This is a genomic window from Curtobacterium sp. PhB146 (genome assembly GCF_004342995.1).
Classification (GTDB): Bacteria; Actinomycetota; Actinomycetes; order Actinomycetales; family Microbacteriaceae; genus Curtobacterium.
This window is the reverse complement of the sequence record NZ_SMBN01000001.1, coordinates 533,827-560,427: the sequence shown is the minus strand read 5'-3', so window position 1 is coordinate 560,427 and position 26,601 is coordinate 533,827. Positions and strand designations below refer to the sequence as shown.

24 protein-coding genes are annotated in these 26,601 nt (G+C 67.8%); 9 read left to right on the top strand and 15 right to left on the bottom strand.

Annotation, left to right across the window (positions count from 1 at the left end):
- Window positions 1-15: 15 nt before the first annotated feature.
- From EDF33_RS02755 to dnaA, 8 genes are all read right to left on the bottom strand, one after another.
- On the bottom strand, window positions 16-423 hold the full coding sequence (locus EDF33_RS02755; RefSeq protein ID WP_027466922.1) for a DUF3566 domain-containing protein: 408 nt from the start codon (window positions 421-423) through the stop codon (window positions 16-18).
- The gene (gene gyrA, locus EDF33_RS02750; protein ID WP_216834274.1) at window positions 416-3,073 is read right to left on the bottom strand and encodes a DNA gyrase subunit A; all 2,658 of its coding nucleotides are present in this window, start codon (window positions 3,071-3,073) and stop codon (window positions 416-418) included. Before gyrA ends, EDF33_RS02755 begins: the two co-directional genes overlap by 8 nt.
- A gap of 134 nt (window positions 3,074-3,207) precedes the next feature.
- Complete coding sequence (gene gyrB, locus EDF33_RS02745) at window positions 3,208-5,211, bottom strand: DNA topoisomerase (ATP-hydrolyzing) subunit B (RefSeq protein WP_123292937.1); 2,004 nt, start codon at window positions 5,209-5,211, stop codon at window positions 3,208-3,210.
- Between the two features lie 133 nt (window positions 5,212-5,344).
- Window positions 5,345-5,845, bottom strand: coding sequence for a DciA family protein (locus EDF33_RS02740; protein ID WP_111083686.1), 501 nt, complete (start codon window positions 5,843-5,845; stop codon window positions 5,345-5,347).
- Window positions 5,845-7,035 carry a DNA replication/repair protein RecF gene (gene recF, locus EDF33_RS02735; protein WP_132099239.1) on the bottom strand — a complete coding sequence of 397 codons (1,191 nt, stop codon included), beginning with the start codon at window positions 7,033-7,035 and terminating at the stop codon, window positions 5,845-5,847. The genes EDF33_RS02740 and recF overlap by 1 nt, the downstream gene beginning before the upstream one ends.
- 31 nt (window positions 7,036-7,066) lie before the next feature.
- A complete protein-coding gene (gene gnd / locus EDF33_RS02730; RefSeq protein WP_123292939.1) occupies window positions 7,067-7,954 on the bottom strand; it encodes a phosphogluconate dehydrogenase (NAD(+)-dependent, decarboxylating) in 888 nt (295 codons plus the stop codon).
- A gap of 70 nt (window positions 7,955-8,024) precedes the next feature.
- Window positions 8,025-9,170 carry a DNA polymerase III subunit beta gene (gene dnaN / locus EDF33_RS02725; RefSeq protein ID WP_132099238.1) on the bottom strand — a complete coding sequence of 382 codons (1,146 nt, stop codon included), beginning with the start codon at window positions 9,168-9,170 and terminating at the stop codon, window positions 8,025-8,027.
- A 407-nt stretch (window positions 9,171-9,577) separates the two neighbouring features.
- Complete coding sequence (gene dnaA, locus EDF33_RS02720; protein ID WP_111083682.1) at window positions 9,578-11,032, bottom strand: chromosomal replication initiator protein DnaA; 1,455 nt, start codon at window positions 11,030-11,032, stop codon at window positions 9,578-9,580.
- A gap of 517 nt (window positions 11,033-11,549) precedes the next feature.
- Between dnaA and rpmH the strand changes: the two genes are divergently transcribed.
- The 9 genes from rpmH (at window position 11,550) to EDF33_RS02675 (ending at window position 17,045) form a co-directional block, all read left to right on the top strand.
- On the top strand, window positions 11,550-11,687 hold the full coding sequence (gene rpmH / locus EDF33_RS02715; protein WP_022889115.1) for a 50S ribosomal protein L34: 138 nt from the start codon (window positions 11,550-11,552) through the stop codon (window positions 11,685-11,687).
- A gap of 47 nt (window positions 11,688-11,734) precedes the next feature.
- The gene (rnpA, locus tag EDF33_RS02710) at window positions 11,735-12,085 is read left to right on the top strand and encodes a ribonuclease P protein component (protein WP_123292940.1); all 351 of its coding nucleotides are present in this window, start codon (window positions 11,735-11,737) and stop codon (window positions 12,083-12,085) included.
- A complete protein-coding gene (gene yidD / locus EDF33_RS02705; RefSeq protein ID WP_165901008.1) occupies window positions 12,082-12,462 on the top strand; it encodes a membrane protein insertion efficiency factor YidD in 381 nt (126 codons plus the stop codon). Before rnpA ends, yidD begins: the two co-directional genes overlap by 4 nt.
- A gap of 8 nt (window positions 12,463-12,470) precedes the next feature.
- Window positions 12,471-13,439, top strand: a complete 969-nt coding sequence (yidC, locus tag EDF33_RS02700) for a membrane protein insertase YidC (RefSeq protein WP_123292941.1) — start codon at window positions 12,471-12,473, stop codon at window positions 13,437-13,439.
- The gene (locus tag EDF33_RS02695; protein WP_111083678.1) at window positions 13,440-13,940 is read left to right on the top strand and encodes a R3H domain-containing nucleic acid-binding protein; all 501 of its coding nucleotides are present in this window, start codon (window positions 13,440-13,442) and stop codon (window positions 13,938-13,940) included.
- The gene (rsmG, locus tag EDF33_RS02690; RefSeq protein ID WP_131877929.1) at window positions 13,937-14,617 is read left to right on the top strand and encodes a 16S rRNA (guanine(527)-N(7))-methyltransferase RsmG; all 681 of its coding nucleotides are present in this window, start codon (window positions 13,937-13,939) and stop codon (window positions 14,615-14,617) included. Before EDF33_RS02695 ends, rsmG begins: the two co-directional genes overlap by 4 nt.
- 81 nt (window positions 14,618-14,698) lie before the next feature.
- The gene (locus tag EDF33_RS02685; protein WP_279388035.1) at window positions 14,699-15,586 is read left to right on the top strand and encodes a ParA family protein; all 888 of its coding nucleotides are present in this window, start codon (window positions 14,699-14,701) and stop codon (window positions 15,584-15,586) included.
- A gap of 5 nt (window positions 15,587-15,591) precedes the next feature.
- Window positions 15,592-16,557, top strand: a complete 966-nt coding sequence (locus EDF33_RS02680) for a ParB/RepB/Spo0J family partition protein (RefSeq protein WP_132099236.1) — start codon at window positions 15,592-15,594, stop codon at window positions 16,555-16,557.
- Between the two features lie 179 nt (window positions 16,558-16,736).
- Window positions 16,737-17,045: a helix-turn-helix transcriptional regulator gene (locus EDF33_RS02675; protein WP_131877923.1), complete on the top strand. Its 309-nt coding sequence runs from the start codon at window positions 16,737-16,739 to the stop codon at window positions 17,043-17,045.
- 21 nt (window positions 17,046-17,066) lie between these two features.
- On the opposite strand, the gene EDF33_RS02670 is transcribed toward EDF33_RS02675, so the two are convergent.
- The 7 genes from EDF33_RS02670 to EDF33_RS20465 all read right to left on the bottom strand — a co-directional run bounded on the left by EDF33_RS02670 (window position 17,067) and on the right by EDF33_RS20465 (window position 26,527).
- Entirely contained in the window at window positions 17,067-17,654 is a 588-nt protein-coding gene (locus EDF33_RS02670; RefSeq protein WP_131877921.1) for an ATP-dependent Clp protease proteolytic subunit, read from the bottom strand.
- Window positions 17,651-18,289 carry an ATP-dependent Clp protease proteolytic subunit gene (locus EDF33_RS02665; RefSeq protein ID WP_132099235.1) on the bottom strand — a complete coding sequence of 213 codons (639 nt, stop codon included), beginning with the start codon at window positions 18,287-18,289 and terminating at the stop codon, window positions 17,651-17,653. Before EDF33_RS02665 ends, EDF33_RS02670 begins: the two co-directional genes overlap by 4 nt.
- A 151-nt stretch (window positions 18,290-18,440) precedes the next feature.
- Window positions 18,441-19,403, bottom strand: coding sequence for a D-alanine--D-alanine ligase (locus EDF33_RS02660; RefSeq protein ID WP_132099234.1), 963 nt, complete (start codon window positions 19,401-19,403; stop codon window positions 18,441-18,443).
- A gap of 60 nt (window positions 19,404-19,463) precedes the next feature.
- Complete coding sequence (locus EDF33_RS02655) at window positions 19,464-20,768, bottom strand: PLP-dependent aminotransferase family protein (protein WP_131877915.1); 1,305 nt, start codon at window positions 20,766-20,768, stop codon at window positions 19,464-19,466.
- A gap of 161 nt (window positions 20,769-20,929) precedes the next feature.
- The gene (gene trxA / locus EDF33_RS02650) at window positions 20,930-21,256 is read right to left on the bottom strand and encodes a thioredoxin (RefSeq protein WP_017887828.1); all 327 of its coding nucleotides are present in this window, start codon (window positions 21,254-21,256) and stop codon (window positions 20,930-20,932) included.
- Window positions 21,257-21,332: 76 nt separating this feature from the next.
- Entirely contained in the window at window positions 21,333-22,319 is a 987-nt protein-coding gene (trxB, locus tag EDF33_RS02645) for a thioredoxin-disulfide reductase (protein WP_131877913.1), read from the bottom strand.
- An 83-nt stretch (window positions 22,320-22,402) separates the two neighbouring features.
- On the bottom strand, window positions 22,403-26,527 hold the full coding sequence (locus tag EDF33_RS20465) for a DUF6049 family protein (RefSeq protein WP_243692334.1): 4,125 nt from the start codon (window positions 26,525-26,527) through the stop codon (window positions 22,403-22,405).
- Between the last annotated feature and the right edge of the window lie 74 nt (window positions 26,528-26,601).

Here is a 26,601-nt window from a genome sequence, read left to right as displayed (position 1 = left end):
CCCGGCCCGGGTGTGTCAGTTGTTCGTGAAGCCGACGAGCAAGCCGCCGGTGATGCGAACACTGAGGTTGTAGAGCACGCTCACGATGGCGCCGAGCACGGTGCCGACGACCACGTTGAGGATGCCCACGACGATGGAGAACCCGAGTACCTGACCCAGTGAGAACTGGTCCATGATCGAGTAACTGTTCTGACCGGTGACGTCCTTCAACAAGGCGTCCACCTGCGTGAACACGCCCGTCTGGTTGAGGATGACCCACACCAGCGCCGTGGCGACCACGATCACGATGCTGCCGGCCAGGGCGATGAGGAAGCTGAGCTTCACCATCGACCAGAAGTCGACGTAGACCAGCCGCAGCCGCACTTGGCGGGTGCCGACGGGTCGCTTCGCCTTCTTCTGGAGCTTCTCGGCGACACTACTCATTGCTTGACTGGTCCTCTCCGGCCTCGTCCGCGACGGGCTCGGTGTCGATGGGATCAGTGGAGTCCGGGGCCGCTTCGGAAGGGCTGACCGTCTCCACCGGGCCCGCTGGCTCGATCTCGGCGTCGTCCTGGTCGACCAGGTTCCGCTCGGTGTTCTGGGCCACTGCGATGATCTTGTCGTTCGCCGCGAACCTGGCGAAGACGACACCCATGGTGTCGCGACCCTTGGCAGGGACCTCGGCCACGGCAGACCTTACCACCTTGCCCGATTGCAGCACGACGAGCACTTCGTCGTCCTCACCGACGATGAGAGCACCCACGAGGTCGCCTCGGTCGGTCGCCAACTTCGCCACCTTGATGCCGAGACCACCGCGTCCCTGGATGCGGTACTGGTCGACGGCGGTGCGCTTGGCGTACCCGCCCTCGGTCATCACCCAGACGAAACCGTCGTCCGCCACCACGCGTGCGGCCAGGAGCGAGTCGCCGTCGCGGAAGGACATGCCCTTCACGCCGGAGGTCGACCGACCCATCGGCCGCAGGGTGTCGTTCGTCGCGGTGAAGCGGAGCGACATGCCCTGTCGTGAGACGAGCAGCAGGTCGTCGTGCTCGTCGACGAGCAGCGCCTGGCGGAGCTTGTCGCCGTCGCGCAGGTTGATCGCGATGATGCCACCGGTGCGGTTGGTGTCGTACTCGGTGAGCGCGGTCTTCTTCACCAGCCCGTGCTCGGTCGCGAGGACGAGGTACTGCGCGACCTCGTAGTCACGGATGTCGAGCACCTGCTGGATCTGCTCGTCCGGCTGCATCGCGAGCAGGTTCGCCACGTGCTGGCCCTTGGCGTCGCGGCCGGCTTCCTGCAGCTCGTACGCCTTGGCGCGGTAGACCCGGCCCTGGTCGGTGAGGAACAGCAGCCAGTGGTGCGTCGTCGTGACGAAGAAGTGCTCGACGATGTCGTCCGCGCGGAGCTGGGCGCCACGGACACCCCGGCCACCGCGGTGCTGCGAGCGGTACTGGTCGCTGCGCGTGCGCTTGACGTACCCGCCGCGGGTGATGGTGACGACCATCTCCTCTTCGGGGATGAGGTCTTCCATCGACATGTCGCCGTCGTAGCCGAGCATGATCTCGGTGCGGCGGTCGTCGCCGAAGCGGTCGACGATCTCCTCGAGCTCGTCGCGGATGATCGTGCGCTGCCGGGTCTCCGACGCCAGGATGTCCTGGAAGTCGGCGATCTTGCGCTCGAGTTCTTCGGCCTCGTCGTGGATCTTCTGGCGCTCGAGGGCGGCCAGTCGACGGAGCTGGAGTTCGAGGATCGCGCGCGCCTGGATCTCGTCGACGGACAGCAGGTCCATCAGGCCGGAGCGGGCCTCTTCGACGTCGGGCGACCGACGGATGAGCGCGATGACCTCGTCGAGGGCGTCGAGCGCTGCGAGGTAACCGCGCAGGATGTGCGCGCGCTTCTCGGCCTCGCGCAGGCGGAACTGGGTGCGGCGGACGATGACGTCGACCTGGTGCGCGACCCACGCCGAGATGAACCCGTCGAGCGGCAGGGTCCGCGGGACTCCGTCGACGATCGCGAGCATGTTCGCGCCGAAGTTCTCCTGCAGCTGCGTGTGCTTGTACAGGTTGTTCAGCACGACCTTGGCCACGGCGTCGCGCTTGAGCACGATCACCAGGCGCTGGCCGGTGCGACCCGAGGTCTCGTCGCGGATGTCCGCGACGCCGGCGAGCTTGCCGTCCTTGACCAGGTCGGCGATCTTGATCGCGAGGTTGTCCGGGTTGACCTGGTACGGCAGCTCGGTGACGACGAGGCAGGTGCGACCCTGGATCTCCTCGACGTTGACGACGGCGCGCATCGTGATCGAACCACGACCGGTGAGGTAGGCGTCCTGGATGCCCTTGGTGCCCAGGATCTGCGCACCGGTCGGGAAGTCCGGCCCCTTGATGCGCTGCATGAGCGCGGCGAGGAGCTCTTCGCGCGTCGCCTCGGGGTTGTCGAGGGCCCACTTCGCGCCCTCGGCCACCTCGCGCAGGTTGTGCGGCGGGATGTTCGTCGCCATGCCGACCGCGATGCCGACCGAGCCGTTGACGAGCAGGTTCGGGAACCGTGCCGGCAGGATCGCGGGCTCCTGGGTCCGACCGTCGTAGTTGTCCTGGAAGTCGACGGTGTCCTCGTCGATGTCCCGGACCATCTCCATGGCGAGCGGCGCCATCTTGGTCTCGGTGTACCGCGGGGCTGCTGCGCCGTCGTTGCCCGGTGAGCCGAAGTTGCCCTGGCCGAGTGCGAGCGGGTAACGCAGCGACCACGGCTGCACCAGACGGACCAGCGCGTCGTAGATCGCGGAGTCGCCGTGCGGGTGGAACTGCCCCATGACGTCGCCAACGACGCGGGAGCACTTCGAGAACGCGCGGTCCGGACGGTAGCCGCCGTCGAACATCGCGTAGATCACGCGGCGGTGCACCGGCTTCAGGCCGTCGCGGACCTCGGGCAGCGCGCGGCCGACGATGACCGACATCGCGTAGTCGAGGTAGGAACGCTGCATCTCGAGCTGCAGGTCGACCTGCGAGATGCGGTCACCGGAGACGACGATGTCCCCGCTGTCGCCGTGGACGATCTCGGGCTGCTCGTCGGGGGCGTTCTCGTTGTCGTCAGCCATTGGCTTGCGTTACCTTTCTGACGGCCGGGAGGCCGTGGTGACGTTCGTCGCGGTGGACGCGACCACAAGTGGTCCGGACCAGAGCACGCGGCTGGCACCGCGCCTCCAGGCCAGGGTCGAGATGTCGAGTCAGTTCAGATGTCCAAGAAGCGGACGTCCTTGGCGTTCTGCTGGATGAACTGGCGACGTGCGTCGACGTCTTCACCCATCAGCGTCGAGAAGGTGCTGTCCACCGCGGCGGCGTCCTCGAGCGTGACCTGCAGGAGCGTACGGGTGTCCGGGTTCATCGTGGTGTCCCAGAGCTCCTTGTAGTCCATCTCGCCGAGGCCCTTGTAGCGCTGGATGCCGTTGTCCTTCGGGATCCGCTTGCCGGCGGCGATGCCCGACTGCATCAGGGCGTCGCGCTCCCGGTCGCTGAACACGTACTCGTGTGCGGCGTTCGACCACTTCAGGCGGTACAGCGGCGGCTGCGCGAGGTACACGTAGCCGCGCTCGATGAGCGGCCGCATGTAGCGGAACAGCAGGGTCAGCAGCAGCGTGGTGATGTGCTGGCCGTCGACGTCGGCATCGGCCATCAGCACGATCTTGTGGTACCGGGCCTTGTCCGGGTCGAAGTCCTCACCGATGCCGGCGCCGAACGCCGTGATCATCGACTGGATCTCCTGGTTGGCGAGCGCGCGGTCGAGCCGCGCCTTCTCGACGTTCAGGATCTTGCCGCGCAGGGGCAGGATCGCCTGGGTCATCGGGTTGCGGCCCTGCACGGCGGAACCGCCGGCGGAGTCGCCCTCGACCATGAAGATCTCCGACAGGGTCGGGTCCTTGGACTGGCAGTCCTTCAGCTTGCCGGGCATGCCACCCGACTCGAGCAGCCCCTTGCGACGCGTGGTCTCGCGGGCCTTGCGGGCCGCGAGCCGCGCCTGCGACGCCTGGATCGCCTTGCGGACGACGTCGCGGGCCTGGGTCGGGTTGCTCTCGAACCAGTGCGTGAGCTCGGCGCCGACGACGCGCTGCACGAAGCCCTTCGCCTCGGTGTTGCCGAGCTTCGTCTTCGTCTGGCCCTCGAACTGCGGCTCGCCGAGCTTCACGGAGATGACGGCCGTCAACCCTTCACGGATGTCGTCACCCGTCAGGTTGTCGTCCTTCTCCTTGATGATCTTCGTCTCGCGCGCGTACTTGTTCACCAGGTACGTCAGCGCCGCGCGGAAGCCCTCTTCGTGGGTGCCGCCCTCGTGCGTGTTGATCGTGTTCGCGAAGGTGTGGACGCTCTCCTGGTACGAGGTGTTCCACTGCATCGCGACCTCGAGCGCGATCTTGCGCTCGGTGTCCTCGGACTCGAAGCCGATGACGTCCGGGTGGACGAGGTCGGCCTTCTTCTGCGCGTTGATGTACTCGACGTAGTCGGCGAGACCGCGCTCGTACATGAAGGAGTCGTTCCGCGCCTCTTCCCCTTCTTCCGGGGTGCGCTCGTCGCGCAGGTTGATCCGCAGGCCCTTGTTGAGGAAGGCCATCTGCTGGAACCGGGTGCGCAGGGTCTCGTAGTCGAAGACGACGGTCTCGAAGATCTCGGCGTTCGGCCAGAAGGTGATCGTGGTGCCGTGCTCGTCGGACGGTTCGTCCTTGGTCAGCGGTGCGACCGGGACGCCGTCGGTGTAGCTCTGGCGCCAGACGTGGCCCTGCTGTCGGACCTCGACGTCGAGCTCGGAGCTCAGCGCGTTCACGACGGAGGAACCGACACCGTGCAGACCACCGGACACCGCGTACGCGCCGCCGCCGAACTTGCCGCCGGCGTGCAGGACCGTCAGGACGACCTGGACGGTCGAGACGCCCTCGGCCGCGTGGATGCCGACCGGGATGCCACGGCCGTTGTCGACCACGCGGACACCGCCGTCTTCACGGATGGTGACGTCGATGGTGTCGCAGTACCCGGCGAGGGCTTCGTCGACGGAGTTGTCGACGATCTCCTGGACCAGGTGGTGCAGACCGCGGGGCCCCGTCGAACCGATGTACATACCGGGACGCTTGCGGACCGCCTCGAGCCCCTCGAGCACCTGAATCTGGTCTGCTCCGTAGGACGGTTCGCTCTGCGGGGTCTCCGCGTCGAGCGGGTTCTGCGGGTCGTCTTCAGATTCTGATGCCATGTCGAGCGTGCTCCTGCCTGCGCGCGGAACGCCCGCGCACTGCACCTCCCAGTCTACCGCAGAGGCCCCTCTTTCGAGGGCTCATCCGGCCCACAGGCGGGCTTTTTTGGCACCACAGGATGATTTCGTCGGCTCAACCGTAGGTGTCGCGAGGACCGCGCCCCTGGACCGTCCTGGGGCCGCGTTTCCAGGTGGGGACGTCCGGCCCCGAAACCCGGATCGACTCCACCCCGGCTTCCGGGTGCCGCTCGGCGATGGTCGTCGTGACGCTGGCACGCATGAGACGGAGCTGGGTCGCCCAGGCCGTCGAGTCACACCGGATGACCAGCGCACCGTCGTCGATGGTGACCGGCGTGGAGTGCTTCGCGAGTTCCTCACCGACGACGCTCGGCCAGTCCACGAACAGCTCCGAGCGGGCCAGGGGTTCGGTCCACCCGAGCTCGTTGGCCAGGGATCCGACCACGTCACCGAGTCCTCGGGGTTCACGGCCGCGCCCGTACGGGACGGTGTCGGCGTCGAACTCGCGGGAGCGACGGCGGCGGGCGTCGACCCCGCGCTTCGACGGGTCACCGAAGACGGCACGGAGGTGCCGGTACAGCCGCGACGGCTCGGTCGGCTTCCACGGGCGGGGCATCAGGCGTCGGCTTCCGGCGGGGTCGCGTCGGTCACGATCGTGCCCGCCTCGATCCGCACCGTGTGCGCGGCCAGCTGGGAGGGGACGTCGCCGAACACCGCGGCTGTGATGAGGACCTGCTCGTAGTCGGCCACGGCGTTCCCGAGGCGTTCGCGCCGGGATTCGTCGAGTTCGGCGAACACGTCGTCGAGGATGATGATCGGGTCACCGAGGTTCGACTCCGCCCGCAGGATCGACGCGCTCGCCAGCTGGATCGCGAGCGCGAAGGACCAGGACTCCCCGTGACTGGCGTACCCGCGGGCAGGTAACCCGTTGAGCTGGAACAGGACGTCGTCCCGGTGCGGCCCGACGAGGGTCAACCCGCGGTCGAGCTCGTCGCGACGACGCCGCTCGAGGGCAGCTGCGAACGCCTCGGCTGCAGCGATCACGCTCACCGGCTCGTCGGGGGTGCCGAGGACCGGTTCCGTCGCGGCGGCGGCCTCCGGGTCACCGCCACGGATCGAGAGCACACCGGCGATCGAGGCATCGTGGTCCTCGCCCGCGACGGTGGCGTACGCCTCGGCGACGAACGGTGCGAGCCGGCGCGTCAGGTGGTCGCGCGCGGCGACGATCTCGGCACCGAGTCCGACGAGGCGGTCGTCCCAGACGTCGAGCGTCGACAGTGCGTTGGCCTTGGCGCCGGTGGCACGGGCCGACTTGAGCAGGGTGTTCCGCTGGCGGAGCGTGCGGTCGTAGTCGGCCAGGACCCCCTGCATCCGTGGCGCGATCTGGCCGAGCAGTTCGTCGAGCATGCGTCGACGACCGGCCGGTTCGCCACGGACCAGGGCGAGGTCCTCGGGAGCGAAGAGGACGGAGGTGCAGTAGCGCGGGAGTTCACGGGGCTTGATCGCCGACCGGTTCACCTGCGCACGGTTCGCCCCGGTGCGGTTGATCTGCACCTCGGCGAGGATGCTGCGGTCCTCGTGCGCCAGGCGGGCCCGGACGATCGCGGCGTCGCAACCCTGGCGGACGAGCGCGGCATCCGTCGGGACCCGGTGGGACCCGAGCGTCGACAGGTAGCCGATCGCCTCGACCAGGTTGGTCTTGCCCTGTCCGTTCCGCCCGACGAACAGGTTCGGCCCGCGTGCGAGGTCGACGTCCGCCTCCCGGTAGTTCCGGAAGTCGGTGAGTTGGAGATGGTCGACGTGCACGCGGGCCGAGTCCGGGTTTCCCCGGGTGGTCCTAGGACTTCTTGACGGCGTGACCGCCGAACTGGTTGCGGAGCGCCGCGACGGCCTTCATCGTCGGGGACGCGCTGCCCTGACGCGAGACGAAGCGCGCGAAGATCGACGCCGACAGCGCCGGCATCGGAACGGCGAGCTCGATGCCCTCTTCCAGCGTCCAGCGTCCCTCGCCCGAGTCCTCGACGTAGCCCTCGAGCTCGTCGAGCTTCGGGTCTTCGTTCAGGGCCAGGACCATGAGGTCGAGCAGCCACGAACGGACGACCGTCCCGCGCTGCCACCCGGCGAACACGGCGGGGACGTCGGTGATCAGGTCCTTGGCCTCGAGGAGCTCGTAGCCCTCGCCGTAGGCCTGCATGATCGCGTACTCGATGCCGTTGTGGACCATCTTGGCGTAGTGACCCGCGCCGATCGGACCGGCGTGCGAGAAGCCCTCTTCGCGCGGGCCCTCGGGGCGCAGTGCGTCGAAGACCGGCATGGCGAACTCGACGTCCTTGACGTCACCGCCGACCATGAGGCCGTAGCCGTTGTCCTTGCCCCACACGCCGCCGGAGACACCGGCGTCCATGTAGCGGATGCCGCGCGCACCGAGCTGCTCGGCGTGCGTGGTGTCGTCGAGCCACTTCGAGTTGCCACCGTCGATGACGAGGTCGCCCTCGTTCAGGACGCCGGCGAGCTCGGTGATGACGTCGTCGGTGATCTTGCCGTGCGGCACCATCACCCAGACGAGTCGCTGACCCTCGGGCAGGGCGCCCGCCAGGTCTGCGAGGCTCGCGACGTCGGAGACGGCGGGGTTCGCGTCGTAACCGGTGACCTCGATCCCTGCGTTGCGGAGACGGGCACGCATGTTGTTGCCCATGCGACCAAGGCCGACAAGACCGATGTGCATGATTTCCTCTTCTGTTTCGTCGTCGCGCTGCGTCCGCGGGTGGTGCGTCAGCGCAGTGTTCCTGTTGCGCCTATCGCAGCAGCAGGTTGGGCTGCAGCAGGTACCGGTATCCATCGGTCGCGGCAGCCTCTTGCGAAGTCTGGCCGGTGATCAGCACCGGGCCCGGCTTGTTGGGGTTCTCCGTCTTGGTGAAGGAGATGCGGACGAACTCGGAGTGCACCGCGTTCAGTCCGTCGAGGAGGAAGGCGGGCTTCAGCGAGACCACCGTTTCCTCTCCGGTCAGCAACGCACTGATCGACTCTGACGCCTGCGCTTGTTCGGATCCGATCGCCTCGAGCGTGAGCCCGTCGACCGTGAAGGAGAACCGGAGCGCTGCTTCGCGCTCCAGGACGAGTGAGACCCGTCGGACGGCTTCGACCAGCTCAGCGGTGTTGATCACGGCGTGGTCGTTGACGTTCTCGGGGAAGAGCCGGCGGACCGGCGGGTAGTTGCCCTTGATCAGCAGCGAGGTGACGGTCTTGTCGTCGGCGTGGAACGCGATGAGCTCACGGTCCGAGTTGCCGCTGATCGAGACCGAGACGGTGGACGCCGACCCGAAGGTGCGACCGACCTCCTGCAGCGTGCGGGCGGGGACGAGGGCGTGCAGCGGGTCCGAGCCGACGCGGCCGGAGTCCCACGCGATGGTCCGGACGGCCACGCGGTACCGGTCCGTGGCGATGAGCGACAGGTCGTTGTCACCGACCTCGAGCTGGACACCGGTGATGACGGGGGTGACGTCGTCGCGGCTCGCGGCGACGGCGACCTGCGACACCGCCTCGGAGAAGGCATCGCCGGGGATGACACCGGTCTGCGGACCGATCTCGGGCAGCGTCGGGTACTCCTCGACCGGCATGGACAGCAGCGTGAAGTGCGCCGATCCGCAGGAGACCGAGATCTTGGAGTTCTCGGTCGTGAAGGTCACCGGGGCGTTCGGCAGTCGGCTCGCGATGTCGTTCAGCAGGCGACCGCTGACCAGGACCGTGCCCGGGTCGTCGATCTGCGCCGAGATGGACGTCTGCGCCGAGACCTCGTAGTCGAACGACGAGAGCGTCAGACGATCGCCGTCGGCGTGGATCAGGACGCCCGACAGGATCGGGAGGGTCGTGCGCTGTGGGAGGAGTTTCACCGCGAAGGAGACGGCTTCGGAGAAGACGTCCCGGTTGACCTCGAACTTCACAGCTGGAACCCCTGTCGATCGGCTTGGACTGTCCGGCCGCCCCATTCTGGCACAGGCGGACGGGGGCTGGATTTCTTGTCATCCCGCCGTCCACAAGGTTGTCCCGCGGAGATGGATCGTTAACCAGGAGTAATGGTGTTAACGCCTGTGCACACTGTGGATAACCCTGTGCATGCCGCTCGGCCGTAGGGAACTACACCGTTGTGACTTGTGGGCGGGCTGTGGGCGACGTCGGGATGAATGAATCTCATCTATCCACTTCCATCCCCAGTTTCCACAGGAGGCCCCCTCGCTGTGAACAACCGGGCGGCGTGTCCTCCACAGTTATCCACAGGCTATCCACACTGTGAGAACTCCGGCCCATGGAACCGTCTCAGATGGTGGATGCGCCCGGAGACGTAGCGATCTCAGCGGTAGCGGCGGTCCTGTTTGATGCGGCTCGTGAGCTCGGTGACCTGGTTGTAGATCGACCGCCGCTCCTTCATGAGCTCGGTGATCTTCTTGTTCGCGTACATGACCGTGGTGTGGTCGCGGTTGCCGAACAGCTGCCCGATCTTCGGGAGCGACAGGCTCGTGAGCTCGCGGCACAGGTACATCGCGATCTGTCGCGCGGTGGCGATCGCCTGCGAGCGGGACGAGCCGTACAGGTCGTCGACGGAGAGCTTGAAGTACTCGGCGGTGTGGTTGATGATGTCCGTCGGCGCGACGACGTTGTCCTCGTCGAGGGTGATCAGGTCCTTGAGGACGGTCTGCACCAGGGCCATGTCGACGGCCGTCCGGTTCAGGCTCGCGAACGCCGTGACGCGGATGAGCGTCCCTTCGAGCTCCCGGATGTTGCTCGACACCTTCGAGGCCATGAACTCGAGGATGTCGTCCGGCACCTGCAGGTGGTCGGACTGCGCCTTCTTGCGGAGGATCGCGATGCGCGTCTCGAGCTCGGGCGCCTGCACGTCGGTGATCAGACCCCACTCGAAGCGGGAGCGCATGCGGTCCTCGAAGCCGGTCAGGTGCTTCGGTGCGACGTCGGACGTGATGACGACCTGCTTGTTGTGGTCGTGCAGCGTGTTGAACGTGTGGAAGAAGGCCTCCTGCGTGGAGTCCTTCCCCTGCAGGAACTGGATGTCGTCGATCAGCAGGATGTCGATGTCGCGGTAGCGCTGCTGGAACTGGTTCGAGCGGTTGTTCGCGATCGAGTTGATGAAGTCGTTGGTGAACTCCTCGCTCGACACGTACCGGACGCGGATCCCCGGGTAGAGGCTCTCGGCGTAGTGCCCGATGGCGTGGAGCAGGTGGGTCTTGCCCAGCCCGGAGTCGCCGTAGATGAAGAGCGGGTTGTAGGCCTTCGCCGGAGCCTCGGCCACCGCGACCGCTGCGGCGTGGGCGAAGCGGTTCGACGAGCCGATGACGAAGTTGTCGAAGTTGTACTTCGGGTTCAGCCGCGACTCCGGCCGGCCGCTCGTGCCCGGGGAGTCGATCTGGCTCGGCACGAAGGGTGCCTCGATGTACTGGCGGGGTGCAGCGCTCTGCTCCACTGCTTCCTGGACGGGCTCGGCGTACTCCGGCACGTTCGGGTCGACGCGCGGCTCGGACGCCATGTCCGGGTTCACCGTGATGGCGAAGTTCGCGACCGAGTCGTCACCGATGCGGGCGACGGCCTCGGTGATCGGGATGCGGATCCGCTGCTCGAGCATGCCACGGGTCAGGTCGTTGGGGACCTCGAGGTACAGCGTGCCGGCGAGGACGCCCTTCGGTTCGACCAGGTTGAGGAACCCGTGGAGCTGCGGCGTGATGCGGGGGTCTTCGCTGAGGATTCCGAGTACGGATGACCAGAGGTCCTCGACGGGGTCGGCCGGCATCGTCATGTCGCGCTCGTCTCCAGGTGTGTGTCGTGCGTTCGGTGCCGGACCGGGGTGCGTCCTGCTGGGTCGGACGTGCCGGAGTGCCGCGGGGTGTGGCGCTCAGCGGACCGTGTCGTGCGCCGGCGGTTCGTCGGGGTCTCGGGGGCTTCGTCGACGCCTCGTACCGCGCGTGTTCCCACAGGGTTGTCCACAGTGTTGTCCACGACCGCCCGGATCCGTCGGACAGGAGTACTTCCCTGTCGTACCGGGGCGCGGGGCCGATCGATGACCCCACTGTAAAGGACCGGGCCGGGTGGCACCGAACGGAAGTTGTCCCCAATGTGGAGAATGGACCGCAGCGGTGTCCTCGACGCCTCCGGCACCGAGGCCGGCCCGATCGGCGTTTGACCTGCTCGCTGCTGTCACGTACCGTTAACCAGTTGACTGCGGCCGATTGGTCGCGCCCATCTGCGTCGTTCGACACCGAGCGATGACACATACATACGTGACGGCTCGCCGCGAGCAGCCGTGTGGAGAGATCATGAGCAAGCGCACCTTCCAGCCGAACAACCGTCGCCGCGCCAAGAAGCACGGCTTCCGCCTCCGCATGCGGACGCGTGCCGGCCGCGCCATCCTGTCGGCGCGTCGCGCCAAGGGCCGCACCGAGCTCTCGGCCTGATCAGGCTCACCGCCTGATCCGGTCCTCGGTCTGACCCCGGCATCGCAGTGTTGGCCAGCGCCAACCGCATCGTCCGCGGGGACGACTACCGGAACGTCGTGCGTCGTGGTCGCAAGAGCGCCACGGCGCACGTCGTCGTGTCCGTGGTCCGTCGCTCGACGGACCCTGCCGGACCGTCGCGGTTCGGGTTCATCGTCGCGAAGACGGTGGGCAACGCCGTGACCCGGAACCTGATCAGGCGGCGGCTCAAGGCGATCGCGCACGGCATCCTCGCCGACTCCCCCGTGGGGTACGACGTGGTGGTGCGCGCACTGCCAGCCGCATCGCAGGCCGGATGGCCTACCCTGCTCGAAGACGTCGTGCGCTCCTTCGCGCGCGGGGTGGAGAAGGCAGCATGAACCGCACCCTGTGGACCCGGCTGGCCTGGGTCGCCGCGTTGCTCCCACGCAACGCGTGCGTCGTCGTGCTCCGCGCCTACCGTGCAGTGATCTCCCCGTTGTACGGCAACGTCTGCCGGTACCACCCGTCGTGCTCCCGGTACGCCCTCGAAGCGATCCAGCAGTACGGCGTCGTCCGCGGATCCGCGATGGGCGCCTGGCGCATCGCTCGCTGCAACCCCTGGGCTGCAGGCGGGATCGACGACGTCACGGAACGTCGTCGCCCGTTCGTCGTCAACCGGTTCGGGTTCGTCCTCGCGCCGATCCCGCAGCAGCCGCACCCCGCGGTCGGAACGGCCCGGCCGGTCCTGCTCCCCCAGCGCACTCGAAAGGCGTAGCCGTCCCCATGGACATCATCGGTACGATCCTCTGGCCGCTCAAATGGGTGGTCTCCGCCATCCTCGTCGGCTTCCACTGGATCTTCGAGAGCATCGGCATGGACCCGGGCGCGGGTATCACCTGGGTCCTCTCCATCATCTTCCTGACCTTCGTGGTCCGCGCCGCGCTGATCCCGATCTTCGTGCGGCAGATCAAGTCGCAGCGCCGCATGCTCGAGGTCGCGCCGCAGCTGAAGAAGATCCAGGACAAGTACAAGGGCAAGAAGGACCAGTTCTCGCGTGAGGCCATGAGCCGCGAGACCATGGCCCTGTACAAGGAGACGGGCACCAACCCGCTGAGCTCCTGCCTGCCGCTGCTGCTGCAGATGCCGATCTTCTTCTCGCTGTACTCGGTGCTGCACGAAGCCCAGATCAACAAGACGGGCATCGGCCTGCTGACGAACGACCTCGCGGCGTCGTTCGGCAACGCGGCCCTGTTCGGTGCTCCCCTGCACGAGACGTTCACCAACGCCTCCGGGTGGGAAGTCCGTGCGATCGCCGGCTTCATGATCGTCGTCATGACCGCGTCGCAGTTCATCACGCAGCTGCAGCTCGTCGCCAAGAACATGTCGCCGGAGACCAAGGCGTCGCCGATGTACCGCCAGCAGAAGATGATGCTGTACATCCTCCCGCTGGTCTTCGTGATCTCGGGTCTGAGCTTCCCCCTCGGCGTCATGTTCTACTGGCTCGCCTCGAACGTCTGGACGATGGCGCAGCAGTACTTCGTCATCCGCAGCATGCCGACGCCCGGTTCCGAGGCGGCCCTGGCACGTGAGGCGCGTCTGGCCAAGAAGGCCCAGCGTCGCGGGATCGCCAACCCGGTCCTCGCCGAGGCTGGTGCCGGTGCTGGCGCCGCCGAGATCGAGGCCGTGCGCGTCACCACCCAGCGTTCGCAGCCGGTCGGCAAGCAGCGCTCGAAGAAGAACGGGAAGAAGTAAGTGACCGAGCAGGACACCGCCGCAGCCGTCGACACCACCGAGGTCCCGGACGAGGACGCCCGTGACGAGGCTGACATCGCTGCGGACTACATCGAGGAACTCCTCGACATCTGCGACCTCGACGGGGACATCGAGATCGAGGAGCGCGCCGGTCGCGTGTACCTGTCGGTCACCGATGACGGAGAGGCGCTCCGCGTCCTCTCCAAGCCGGACACCGTGACCGCGCTGCAGGAACTCACCCGCATCGCCGTCCAGGCCGAGACGGGCGAGTTCAGCCGGCTCATCCTCGACGTGGGCGGCTCCCGTGACGCTCGTGCCGACGAGCTGCAGCGACTGGTCGACACCGCCGTCGAGCGCATCGAAGCCGGATCGTCGTCCGCAGCACTCCCCCCGATGTCGTCGTACGAGCGCAAGCTGGTCCACGACCTCGTCGCTGAGAAGGGCTTCCACTCGGAGTCCGAGGGTGAGGGTCGGGACCGCCACACGGTCGTCACCCGATGACGGACGAGTCGGTGTCCTCGGCCACCGCTCCCACAGCTCCGGACGCTGCTCCGGTGCTCGAGGCCGAGCCTGCGGCTGCGTCCGCGCTCTTCGGCGACCGGATCGAGACGGCTCGGTCGTTCACGAACGAGTTGGCTCGTCGCGGTGAGGAGCTGGGCCTGATCGGCCCGCTCGAACTGCCTCGACTCTGGACACGACACATCCTCAACTCAGCCTTGCTGGCGCCCCTCCTGGAGGCCCGTGGTCGGGTTGCCGACGTCGGCTCGGGTGCGGGATTGCCCGGTCTCGTGCTCGCGATCGCCCGTCCGGACGTGCACTTCACGCTCATCGAGCCGATGGAGCGTCGAGTGGACTGGCTCACCAACGAGGCGAGCCGGCTCGGGCTGTCCAACGTGACGGTGGTCCGCGGCCGCGCCGAGGACGTCTCCGACGACATCGTCGTCGACCAGGTCACGGCCCGCGCGGTCAGTGCGTTGTCGAAGCTCATCCCGATGACGGTTCCACTCGTCCGCTCGGGCGGGCAGCTCATCCTCATGAAGGGTGCGCGCGTCGACGACGAGATCGAGAAGGCACGCAAGGTCATCCTGCGCCAGCACCTGTCGGACGTCGAGGTCCTCGAGCTCGGGGACGGTGTGGTCGCAGAGACCACGCGGGTCTTCCGGGCTACAGTTGACTGACCCTGCGGCTCGGATCGGGACAACTGATCGCGTGCTGCTCCACGTTTCACGTGAAACATCGAACCGGGGAAGAGGCACTCGTTGAGCTCATCGACCGATTACGACGCGTCGACTCCGCTTGCTCGCGAGATCGCCGACCTGAACCGCCGGCGACGTGCGATCGCGACGCAGCAGTTCCCGTTGCCCCCGAAGACGCGGATCATCACCGTGTCGAACCAGAAGGGCGGCGTCGGGAAGACCACGACGACCGTCAACTTGGCCGCCGGCCTCGCCCACGGTGGCGCACGGGTGCTCGTGATCGACCTCGACCCGCAGGGCAACGCGTCGACGGCCCTGGGCGTCGACCACCAGGCTGAAGTCGCGAGCATCTACGACGTCATCGTCGATGAGGCCGCGATGGCCGACACCGTGCAGCAGTCCCCCGAGTCCGACACCCTCTGGTGCGTCCCGGCGACGATCCACCTCGCGGGTGCTGAGATCGAGCTCGTCTCCTTGGTCGCTCGAGAGCAGCGGCTGCGCACGGCGCTCGATCTGTACCTCCAGTCGCTGGACGAGCCGTACCACTACGTCTTCATCGACTGCCCGCCGTCGCTCGGTCTCCTCACCATCAATGCGTTCGTGGCGGCCCAGGAAGTCCTGATCCCGATCCAGTGCGAGTACTACGCGCTCGAGGGACTCAGCCAGCTGTTGCGCAACATCGAGCTCATCGAGCGGCACCTCAACCCGAACCTCAGGGTCTCGACGATCCTGCTCACCATGTACGACGGTCGGACCAACCTGGCGAACCAGGTGGCGAACGACGTCCGCGAGCACTTCGGTGATCAAGTGTTGAAGGCGATGATCCCCCGGTCCGTCCGGGTGAGTGAAGCGCCGAGTTACGGACAGAGCGTCGTCGCGTACGACGTGAACTCCACCGGGTCGCTCTCCTACTTGGAAGCGGCCGCCGAGATCGCAGCACGAGGAGCGTAAGACTGATGGCACCCAAGCGAACCGGACTCGGCCGCGGCATCGGCGCGCTCATCCCGACGGCGACGGACCAGCAGGACCGCCCGGTCGACGTGTTCTTCCCGACTGGTGGGTCGCCGGCGTCGGCACCCACCGCGGACGAGCTCGTCGCTGTTCCGGGAGCCCGACTCGCGAACCTCAACCCGCTGGACGTGATCCCGAACGGGCAGCAGCCGCGCAAGGAGTTCCGCGAAGAGGAGTTGCAGGAGCTCGTCCACTCCATCCGTGAGATCGGGGTGCTGCAGCCCATCGTGGTCCGTCCGATCCCCGGGGCTGCGGGGACGGAGCCGCAGTACGAGCTGATCATGGGTGAGCGGCGCCTCCGCGCCACCAAGGAACTCGGGCTCACGACCATCCCGGCGATCGTCAAGGAGACGCCGGACGACGCGATGCTCCGGGATGCCCTGCTCGAGAACCTGCACCGGGCGCAGCTCAACCCGCTCGAAGAGGCTTCGGCGTACCAGCAGCTCCTGGCGGACTTCGGGATCACGCAGGAACAGCTCGGCCAGCGCATCGGTCGCTCGCGTCCGCAGATCACCAACACCATCCGTCTGCTGCGGCTCCCCTCCCCCGTGCAGCGTCGAGTGGCTGCCGGCGTGCTGTCGGCCGGTCACGCCCGCGCGATCCTTGCTGCCCCGGACGCGGAGGCGATGGAGTACCTCGCCGAGAAGATCGTCAACGAGGACCTGTCAGTGCGCGCTGCCGAAGCGATCGCGCAGCAGTTGGCGACGAAGACCCCTCCGAAGACGACGCCGCAGCCCTCCAAGAACCAGGCGCACTTCAACGACCTTGCTGAGCGCATCGGTGACCGGCTGAACACACGGGTCAAGATCGCCGTCGGTGCCCGGAAGAGCTCCGTGACGATCGACTTCGCGAACGGCGACGACCTCAATCGCATTCTGTCGGAGCTGGGGATCAGCGAAGTCTCGTCCTGACGGCTTGTCAATGGCGCTGTGCGCCCCGTAGCGGGCCTCGCATGCCCGGCGCGGGTGCCTGGAGCAGCGACGGGTCGTTCGGCCCGACACGGGGCGCGTAGCCGTTCCGCTGGTTCGAGTTCACGAGCAGCGAACGGGAAGCCCGTACGTTTCACGTGGAACACTGCCAGGCTCGCATCATGAGATCCCGCAATCCCGAGCCGCTCTGGCGTGATGTCGTCGGTCAAGAACTCCGCGCTCGTCGCCGCGTCCGCGGGGACACCCTGCAAGATGTCGCCCGTCGCGCAGGGGTGTCGCCGCAGTACTTGTCGGAGATGGAACGGGGGCGGAAGGAGCCTTCGAGCGAGATGTTGGCAGCAGTGGCCGGCGCGCTCGAGAGCTCCTTGCTGGACTTGACGGCGGCGGCAGCAGAACAGCTCCGCGAGCGAGCACGTTCCGCAGGTACTGGTGGCGAACAGCTGCGGAGTAGTTTCCTCCTCGCAGCCTGAGGCGTCCGGGAGCGCCGTCGGTCAGCGTCGAGTGATCACGTGGTCCACGAGCCCGTACTGCTGGGCCTGACGGGCCGTGAAGACCCGATCGTGGTCCGTGTCGGCTCGGAGTTGGTCGACACTCTGGCCGCTGTGCTCGGTGAGCAGGTGCTCGATCTCGGCCCGGATCCGGACGACCTCGTCGGCCTGCAAGATGAGCTCGGGAATGGCCCCCTGCCCTTGCGCCGCGGGTTGGTGGAGCACGACCCGAGCATGCGGCAGGGCCGACCGCTTTCCTTCGGCGCCCGCGGCGAGCAGCACGGCTCCGACACCGATTGCCTGCCCAACGCAGGTGGTCGCGACGGCGGGGCGGATGAACCGCATGGTGTCGTAGACAGCGAGCATGGCACTCGGATCGCCGCCGTCGCAGTTGACGTAGAGCTGCACGTCCGAGTCCGGGTTGTCCGACTCGAGGAAGAGGAGTTGCGCGATGAGGGCATTGGCGACGCCAGCATCGATCGCGGTCCCGATGTAGATGATCCGCTCGGTGAGGAGGTGCGAGTAGACGTCCAAGACCCGATCGCCGCGAGCGTCCCGCGCGATGACGTTCGGTATCGTGTACGCGCTCATCGGTCACCCTCCCCTGCCGCAGGTCCGCCGAAGCCTGTCATCGTGGAACGGGGCTGCTGGGGCCGGATCACCGAGAAGTCGTCGACGATCAGGTCGACGAACCCGTAGTCGAGGGCCTCCTCGGCGGAGTACCAGTGGTCGTGCAGCGAGTCCTCGAAGATGCGGTCGACCGTCTGTCCGGTGTCCGCCGCGATGAGTCCGAGCACGGTGTCGCGGGTGTCACGGAGGTGGTCCGCCTGCAGCGCCACGTCCACCGCACTCCCGCCGATCCCTGCGGATCCCTGGTGCATCAGGATCCGGCTGTGCGGCAGCGCTCGTCGCTTGCCTGGAGTACCCGAGGACAGCAGGAACTGCCCCGCGCTGCAGGCGATCCCGAGTGCGAGCGTGCTGACGTCGTTGGGGATCACCCGCATGAGGTCCCGGAGTGCGAGCATCGCCGGAACCGAGCCTCCGGGCGAATGGATCCAGAGCGCGATGTCGTTCCAGGGGTCCGCCGTCGCGAGCTGTACCAACTGCGTCATCAAGACGGTGCCGTTGTCGTCGTCGAGGGCGCCGTCGAGTACGAGCACGCGTTGGTCGGAGAGGGCACGCCGGTACTCGGTCGTGAAGGCTGCGGCGGGTGGTGAATCGGTCATGCGTCCACCGTGCGCCCGCAGATGACCCGAGGCACCCGTTGCTGCTCAGAGCGGATCAGCTCTCAGCAGCGAACCACGAGTGCGACGTTCCACGTGGAACATCGACTCTCACGCATTCCGATGTTCCACGTGGAACGTCGGACCTGACGGATCAGGCGTGGTGATCGCGGATCGCCTGTTCGGCGAGCTCCGCGTACGTCCACCCGAGATCGAATCCCGATGCGGAGAGTGCCTGCGGCAGCAGGGATGTCTCGGTCAGACCCGGGAGTACGTTGGCTTCGAGGAACCACGGCGTTCCGGCGCCGTCGATGATGAGGTCCACACGGGACAGGTGGCGGAGGCCGAGGGCTGTGTGCGCCGCGACGGCGGCATCGGCTGCAGCGGTCGCGAACTCGTCAGACAATCGGGCGGGGGTGTAGAACGTCGTCTCCCCCGCGTTGTACCGCGCCTCGAAGCCGTAGATGCCGTTCCGCGGGACGATCTCCACCGCGGAGAGTGCCACCGGCCCGTCGCCCGTGTCGATGATGCCGACCGCGACCTCGGTACCGCGGATGAGCTGCTCGGCCACGACGTCGTCGCAGTACGTGTAGGCCGTGACCATGGCACGCGGCAGGTCGTTGACGTCATCGACGAGGGTCACTCCCTGCGCGCTGCCGCCACGCGCCGGCTTCACGGCGAGCGGGACCGGGTGCTCCCCCGCGATGGCCTTGAGCACCCCGACGGCGCCGAGCTCGCGGAACACGTCGTGGGACAGCGTGACGGATCGAGGGGTGCGGACGCCCGCCCGCGCGACCAGCGCTGACGCAGTCGGCTTGTCCCATGCCAACCGGGCCGACGTGGAACGTGAGCCGACGAACGGGATGTCCACCGCCTCCAGGATGCCCCGCAGGGCCCCGTCTTCACCGGAGGCGCCGTGCAGAGCTGGCCACACGACATCCGGGCGGGACTCGGCGAGAGCCGGCAGCAGCAGCGCGTCGGCGTCGCGGAGATCAACCTGCCAGCCGTACCCGGTCAGCGAGTCGGCGACCCGCCGACCGGAGCGCAGGGAGACGTCACGCTCGTGCGAGATCCCTCCGGCGACGACGACGACGTGACGACGAGTGAGCTCAGCCATGGGGGTCCTCCGGTGTGGAACGACGGTGCTGATGGGTCACGCACCTAGGAAAAGCGCTGATCAGGAGATGTTCGGCGGTGGCGCGCTCACCGAGGACGTCTCCCGGACGACGCTGTTCGGCCGAGTCGTCGGACCGAACGTCTCGATCAGCTCGAGTTCGTCGTTGACCACGTTGGCGAGCCGCTTCACGCCGACGCGGATCTGCTCGGGGGTCGGGTAGCAGAACGACAGACGGATGTGCCCGCCGCCACGACCGTCCGCGTAGAAGGCCGTCCCCGGCGTGTAGGCGACGAGCTCCTTCACGGCGCGCGGCAGCATGCCCTTCGAGTCGAGGGACTCGGGGAGCGTCAGCCAGACGAAGAAGCCACCGTTCGGCTTCGTCCAGGACAGGTCCGGCAGGAACTCCCCCAGTGCGGACAGCATGGCGTCACGGCGCGCTGCGTAGATGCCCCGGAAGGTGTCGACCTGACCCTTCCAGTCCGCGGCGTCCAGGTAGGCGTTCACGACGTACTGACCGAAGGAGTTCGGGGCGAGGACGGCGGACTCGTTGGCGAGCACGAGCTTCTCGCGGATGGCGTGCGGTGCGAGCGCCCAGCCGACGCGGAAACCGGGTGCGAGGGTCTTGGAGAAGGACCCCAGGTACACGACGCCCTCTTCGTCGATGGAACGGATCGCCTGCGGTGCCGGCTCGTCGAACCAGAGGAGTCCGTAGGGGTTGTCCTCGAGCACCAGGATGTTGTTCGACCGGCAGATGTCGAGCACCTCGATGCGGCGCTCCCGGCTCATGGTGACGCCGGCCGGGTTGTGGAAGTTCGGGATCGTGTAGAGGAACTTGATCCGCTTGCCCTGCGTCCGGAGGTTCGCGATCGCCTCGCGCAGTGCCTCGGGCACCAGCCCGAGCTCGTCGGTCGTCACGTGGACGGTCTCGGCCTGGTACGACCGGAACACACCGATCGCACCGACGTAGGACGGGGACTCGGCGAGGACGACGTCGCCCGGATCGATGAACAGCCGCGTGACGAGGTCGAGCGCGTGCTGCGAGCCCGTCGTCACGACGACGTCCTCGGCACTGGCACGGATGCCCTCGAGGCTCATGACGTCCACGATGTGCTCGCGGAGGGACCGCAGACCCTGTCCGCCGCCGTACTGCAGTGCCATGGCTGCGTGCTCGTTCATCACGCGGTCCAGGGAGCCCGTGACGAGCTCCCTCGGCAGCGCGGAGACGAACGGCATGCCGCCGGCCAGCGAGACCACCTCGGGGCGCGAGGCGACGGCGAACAGGGCTCGGACCTCGGAGGCGCTCAGCCCGGCGGTGCGCTGGGCGTAGGAGTCGTACCAGGGGTCGAGGCTGTTGCCGTTCGTCATACCGTGCTCCGATCAGTGAGACATTCCCGCCACACTACGACATCGACCCCGGAAACCCGGGCTCCGCGGCGGGGGCCGATCCGCAACGGGTGACATGCGAACGCCCCGCCGGCGCCTGCTGAGCAGGACGAGGACGGGGCGTTCGGTGGAGCTGGTGCGACCTACGCGAGGAACTCGGCGAGGTCGGCCTCGAGCGCGGGCTTCGGCTTGGCGCCGATGACGGTCTTGACGACCTCGCCGCCCTTGAAGACCTTCATCGCCGGGATCGACGTGATCTGGTAGTTCATGGCCGACTGGGGGTTGTCGTCCACGTTGAGCTTCACGATCTCGATCTTGCCGGCGTGCTCTTCGGCGATCTGGTCGAGGATCGGCGAGACGGCGCGACACGGGCCGCACCACTCGGCCCAGAAGTCGACGAGGATCGTCTTGTCGGACTTGAGGACCTCGTCCGAGAAGGTGGCGTCGGTGACAGCCTTTGCGTTGGACATGGGTGTCCTTTCGTGAGAAGTCGGTACTGGATGTGGAACCGCGGACGCTCCCCCGGCATTCCGGGGGCCGTACGGGTCAGGCGGAGATGGTGACCGGCTCGACCGGGGTCTCGCCCGCAGCAGCGTCGGTCAGCGAGTCCTCGAGGTCGGCGAGGTACTTCTCGGCGTCGAGCGCAGCGACGGCACCGGACCCAGCAGCCGTGATGGCCTGGCGGTAGGTGTGGTCGAGCACGTCGCCCGCGACGAAGACCCCGGGGACGCCGACGGCCTTGGACGTGCGGCCCTCGACGGCGATGGTGCCCTCGGGAGCGAGCTCGAGCTGACCGTGCACGAGGTGCACGCGGGGGTCGTTGCCGATCGCGATGAACAGACCGTCGAGGGCGAGTTCGCTCTCGGTGCCGTCCACGGTGTCCTTGAGGGTCACGCCGGTCACTGCGGAGTCACCCTGGATGCCAATGACCTCCTTGTTCCACGCGAATTCGATCTTCGGGTCGTTGTGAGCACGGTCCTGCATGATCTTCGACGCGCGGAGGGTGTCCTTGCGGTGGATCACGGTCACCTTGTCGGCGAAGCGGGTGAGGAACGTCGCTTCTTCCATCGCGGAGTCGCCACCGCCGACCACGGCGATGTTCTTCTGGCGGAAGAAGAAGCCGTCGCAGGTCGCGCACCACGAGACACCGTGGCCCGAGAGGCGCTCTTCGTCGGCGATGCCGAGGTGGCGGTACGCCGAACCGGTCGCGTAGATGACCGCGAGGGCTTCGTACGTCTCGCCGGAGCCGACGGTGACCTTCTTCACGTCGCCGGTGAGGTCGACGGAGACGGCGTCGTCGTACAGGACCTCAGCGCCGAACTTCTCGGCCTGTTCCTGCATCTTGATCATGAGGTCGGGGCCCTGGATCCCCTCGGGGAAGCCCGGGAAGTTCTCGACCTCGGTCGTCTTGGTGAGTTCCCCGCCCGTCTCGACGCTGGACGCGACGATGAGCGGCTTGAGCTCTGCGCGCGCGGCGTAGATGCCGGCGGTGAACCCGGCCGGACCGGAACCGATGATGATGAGCTGGCGCATGCCTGACTGCCCTTCCGTTGCGTGCTGACCGGGTCAACACATGGTACCGGCGCGGCATTCCGCGACGTCCGGGAAGCGTGCGGTCAGCGACCGAGCTTGCTCTTCACCATGCCGACGGCGTTCTTGATCTCGCCGTTCTTGGCGACGACGAGCGCCCCGAAGTACACGAGGACCATGACGGCGCCGGTCAGGACGATGGTGATGAGTGCCCCGGTGCGGTCCGACATCGCGAACCCGGCTGCGGAGAACGCGCCGAAGAAGTTCGCGACCACCAGACCGACCACGCCGGCGATCAGCGCGGCGATGACGAACTGCACGTGCGAGCGGGTCACGACCGGTCCTTCGATGCTGCCGAGCTTGCGACGCACCAGGACGAGCGCGACGATCGTCTGCGCGGTGCCGGCGAGCGTCGTGCACGCGGCCACACCGATGCCGATCACGGACGTCGGGAACGTCGACACCGCGAGGGCACCGATGACGAACAGGACGGACTGGATGCACTGCATCAGGAAGGGCGTCCGGTGGTCGTGCATGGCCCAGAACACGCGCTGGATGATGAACAACATGCTGAACAGGACCAGGCCCGGCATGTAGGCGACCAGGACGGCACCCACCTGCAGGGCGCTCTCGAACGTGCCCTCGTAGAGCCGCCCGAACGGCACCGCGACGACGACCAGCGCCACGGACGCGAAGACCGTGAAGAGTCCGACGATGCGCAGGGACAGCGACAGGTTCCGTCGGACTGATGCCAGGTCGCCGCGTGCAGCATCGTGGCTCATCCGGGTGAAGTACGCCGTCGCGATGGAGACCGTGATGATCGAGTGCGGCAGCATGAAGATGAGCCACGCGTTGCCGAGTACCGCGTTGCCGGGACCGTCGCCCTGACCCTTCCACGCGACCGCGGACTGCACGATGCCGGCGACCTGGGTCACCAGGATCATCGCGAAGAGCCAGCCGGCAGCGGTTCCCGTCGACTTCAGGCCGACGCCGCGCCACCGGAAGTCCGGCCGGAACGACAGGCCTGCTCGCCGCCAGAACAGCGGTAGGAACGCCGCCTGGGCGAACACACCGAACGAGGCGCTGCCGGCGAGCAGTGCGATCTTCGCCGGCGTCCAATCGTCGAGGGCGCTGCCGCTCGTGCCGTACAGGGCGATGAACACCACGAGCCCGGCGATCGCGATGACGTTGTTGAGCAGTGGCGCCCAGGTGAACGGTCCGAAGACCTGCTTGGCGTTGAGGACCTCACCGAGCAGCGAGTACATCGCGTAGAACAGGATCTGCGGCAGGCACCAGAACGCGAAGGCGATGGCGAGGTCGGTCGCAGCGGGACTCCGGGTGTCCGAGGACGTCGTGTACAGGCGGACCAAGAGCGGTGCCAGTGCCGTCGCGACGATCGTGATCACGATGAAGACCGAACCGCCGAGCGTCACGATCTTGTTGACGTACGCCTGTCCGCCGTCCGTGCCGTTCTTCATGGCGCGGACGATCTGCGGGATGAGCACGGCCGACAGCAGGCCACCCGCGATGAGCGCGTAGATGTTGTTCGGCAGCTGGTTCGCGACGGCGAACGCGTTCGCTGAGGGGCTCGCGTTCTGCCCGATGGCGTAGGCGAGCACGAAGGTCTTCGCGAAGCCCAGGATCCGGCTCACCATCGTCCCCGCCGCGAGCATCGCACTCGCCCGCCCCAGGCTGCGCTCCGCGACGGGTTCCGCGTCGACGTCGGGCTGGGGCTGGGTGGCGCTGATGGTCGGCTCCTCGGGGTCGCGGGCGTCCGCGACGCGGCTGGTACGGGCGTCGGACGGGAGGCCCGGCTCGGCCCCGGCACGGGCGATCGCGTCCTGCAGGCGGTCGCCACCAGGAGCCGCGACGGCGGCCGTGCCGGAGCCAGCCACGGCGAACGCGGTGGGTGCCTCGGCGCGGTGATCCGGGCCTCCCGGTCCGGCGACCGATCCCGTGGACGGAGCAGCCGCGCCCGGCGCACCGGGCTGCACAGCGAGCGGGCGGTTGGGGTCGTCGTCGTCCTCGTCGTCGAGTTCGCCGTTGCGACGACGGATGCGCTTCCGGATGCTGCGGAAGATGCCGAAGCCGAAGATCGCGATCAGGGCGACCGCTGCGGCGGCGGTGATGACCGTCTCCCACTGCGCCTGGACGTTGAGTTCGACGGTGGCCGGTTGCGCGATGGCGACGCCGGTCGGGCTCGACAGGGACATGGTCAGCTCGACCTTGCCGTTCGCGACGGACTGCACGGGGACGGTCGCTCGGGTCGAGGAGTCCGGTTGGATCTCGACGACGATGTCGTTGCGGACGATCCGGAGGGCGGAGTTCGACGGCTGGACGGCCAGGTGCACCGTCACCGGGTAGTCCGAGCTGTTGCGGATGGACACCGGCAGCGAGGACCGGTCGCCGAGCAGGGTCAGGCTGCTCGAGTCGACGATCCCGACCTCGGTGGTCTGCTTCGCCCAGGCCGCGGTGCGGACGTCGACCGCGGCCTGGAGCCCGTCGTCGTCCCCGCGCCACGCGTTCGAGGCGATGGCGAGCAGCCGGAGGCGTGCGGGTGCCGTCAGTTCAGCGGGGGTGTCGAGGATGGTGGCGAACGCGGAGAGCCCCTGTTCGCCCTGCACGAGGCGCTTGAGTTGTGCGATGCGGTCGGCCCCGGTGGACGCACTGTTGAGCGTGAGCGACCCCGCCGTGGCGTCCGACGCCGTGGAGAGGTCCGCCGGTGCCACCCAGGCGGTGCTCTCGAGGGCGTCGAGGGTCTGGCTGAGGCGTGTGGAGTCCGAAGGCCAGTCGCGACCGAGAGTGAGCAGGATCGGCCCCGTGGCGGTGCCGTCGCGCGCCGAGGTGGCGAGCGTCGCGGTGAGCTCGGACATCGCCGACGACCAGCTCTGGCGATCCGGTGCGGTCGCGGCGTCCCGCAGCAGGGACGACATCGACTGGTCCGACACGAGGACGTGGTCGTCGCCGATCTTCTCCGATGCCGAGACCGTGGCGTTCGCGCCGGCGGAGGTGTTCCCGCTCGAGACGATGGTGGTGTCCTTGTCGGCCCGCTGCAGTGCCGTGAGGTCGGCCGCGGTCACGGTGCCGTCCGCCGGCCACGCGATGGAGTCCATCGAGTACGGGAAGTCCAGCAGCTGCTCGGTGGTCGGCAGCGTCTCCGTGGTCTCGCCCGAGCCGGCGTCGGTGGTGGCGTCGTCGCTCGGGGACGCGGTGCTGCTCGGGGTCGTCGTCTGGCCGGGGGTCGCGGTCGGGGTCGGCGCGGGGGTCTCGGCGCCGGGGAAGTTCTCGGTCTTCACGGACTGGTCGAGCGAGATCGGAGCGAGGATGCCGTCGGACCCGGCCTGGCGCAGCCCGGTGACGTCGGCGTCGGCGTACGACAGCGCGAAGGTCTCGTTCCGCAGGGACTCGAGGCGCTGGAGCCACGCGGTCGCCGCGGACGGCGCGTTCTCGCCGAGGATCCGGATCGAGGCGATGATGCGGGGGTCGACCGCAACGGCGACGTTGTGGTCCTCGGCGGCGTCGAGCTGCTGCGTGAGGGTGCCGTCCACCGAGGTCGCGGCGGCCAGGACGGCCGCGCTGAGGATGCCGTCGGGGGACTTCGGGACCGTCACCGGCATCGCCACGGAGACGCTGACCGGCACCTGCTCGAAGTCCGGGTACCAGGTGATCGCGGAGCGGGCGACGGCGAAGGTCTCACCGGCCGTGTACTCCGCCGCGATGCGTCGCGCACCGAACGAGGAGTACCCGCCGAGTGCCACGTTGCCCGAGACGATCTCGACCGAGTCGATGGTGACCGATCGGTGCGCAGGGACCTCCGGGATGTCCACGGAGTCCATCGGGGCGCCGAGGTAACCGGTCGTGGTGGTGTCGGCAAGCCAGTCAGCGAGGACGTCCCGCGTGCTCACGGAGCGGAAGATGTCGAACTCCGCGGTGCCGGCGGGCAGTGCGGTGTCGGTGTCGTTCGTGACGGTCACCGAGAGGGTGAGGTCCTGGTCGCGCTGGACGATCCCACGGTGCGCGGGGGCGACCGAGATCGTGGCCTTGCCCGCATCGGCAGCAGCCGGATCGGCGAGGTGGGTCTTGGCCGACGAGACCGTCGCAGCATCGGCGTGCGGGGCGCTGACGGGCGCGACGACCAGGCCGAGCGCGACGAGGGTCGACGCGGCTGCGGCGAGCGTGGTGCGGAGGATGTGCATACGGAAGCGGGCCACGGGGTCGGTTCGGGCCGAGCACGAGTGTATGAGGCGTGACCATGAACAGGTCCCGTGCGCGCGGGGTTGTGGAG

What these genes read in the sequence shown, in the direction of transcription:
- EDF33_RS02755 (WP_027466922.1), bottom strand. Translation starts at nt 423, where the DNA reads ATGAGTAGTGTCGCCGAGAAGCTCCAGAAGAAGGCGAAGCGACCCGTC.
- gyrA (WP_216834274.1), bottom strand. Translation starts at nt 3,073, where the DNA reads ATGGCTGACGACAACGAGAACGCCCCCGACGAGCAGCCCGAGATCGTC.
- gyrB (WP_123292937.1), bottom strand. Translation starts at nt 5,211, where the DNA reads ATGGCATCAGAATCTGAAGACGACCCGCAGAACCCGCTCGACGCGGAG.
- EDF33_RS02740 (WP_111083686.1), bottom strand. Translation starts at nt 5,845, where the DNA reads ATGCCCCGCCCGTGGAAGCCGACCGAGCCGTCGCGGCTGTACCGGCAC.
- gnd (WP_123292939.1), bottom strand. Translation starts at nt 7,954, where the DNA reads ATGCACATCGGTCTTGTCGGCCTTGGTCGCATGGGCAACAACATGCGT.
- dnaA (WP_111083682.1), bottom strand. Translation starts at nt 11,032, where the DNA reads ATGACGATGCCGGCCGACCCCGTCGAGGACCTCTGGTCATCCGTACTC.
- rpmH (WP_022889115.1), top strand. Translation starts at nt 11,550, where the DNA reads ATGAGCAAGCGCACCTTCCAGCCGAACAACCGTCGCCGCGCCAAGAAG.
- yidD (WP_165901008.1), top strand. Translation starts at nt 12,082, where the DNA reads ATGAACCGCACCCTGTGGACCCGGCTGGCCTGGGTCGCCGCGTTGCTC.
- yidC (WP_123292941.1), top strand. Translation starts at nt 12,471, where the DNA reads ATGGACATCATCGGTACGATCCTCTGGCCGCTCAAATGGGTGGTCTCC.
- rsmG (WP_131877929.1), top strand. Translation starts at nt 13,937, where the DNA reads ATGACGGACGAGTCGGTGTCCTCGGCCACCGCTCCCACAGCTCCGGAC.
- EDF33_RS02680 (WP_132099236.1), top strand. Translation starts at nt 15,592, where the DNA reads ATGGCACCCAAGCGAACCGGACTCGGCCGCGGCATCGGCGCGCTCATC.
- EDF33_RS02675 (WP_131877923.1), top strand. Translation starts at nt 16,737, where the DNA reads ATGAGATCCCGCAATCCCGAGCCGCTCTGGCGTGATGTCGTCGGTCAA.
- EDF33_RS02670 (WP_131877921.1), bottom strand. Translation starts at nt 17,654, where the DNA reads ATGAGCGCGTACACGATACCGAACGTCATCGCGCGGGACGCTCGCGGC.
- EDF33_RS02665 (WP_132099235.1), bottom strand. Translation starts at nt 18,289, where the DNA reads ATGACCGATTCACCACCCGCCGCAGCCTTCACGACCGAGTACCGGCGT.
- EDF33_RS02660 (WP_132099234.1), bottom strand. Translation starts at nt 19,403, where the DNA reads ATGGCTGAGCTCACTCGTCGTCACGTCGTCGTCGTCGCCGGAGGGATC.
- EDF33_RS02655 (WP_131877915.1), bottom strand. Translation starts at nt 20,768, where the DNA reads ATGACGAACGGCAACAGCCTCGACCCCTGGTACGACTCCTACGCCCAG.
- trxA (WP_017887828.1), bottom strand. Translation starts at nt 21,256, where the DNA reads ATGTCCAACGCAAAGGCTGTCACCGACGCCACCTTCTCGGACGAGGTC.
- trxB (WP_131877913.1), bottom strand. Translation starts at nt 22,319, where the DNA reads ATGCGCCAGCTCATCATCATCGGTTCCGGTCCGGCCGGGTTCACCGCC.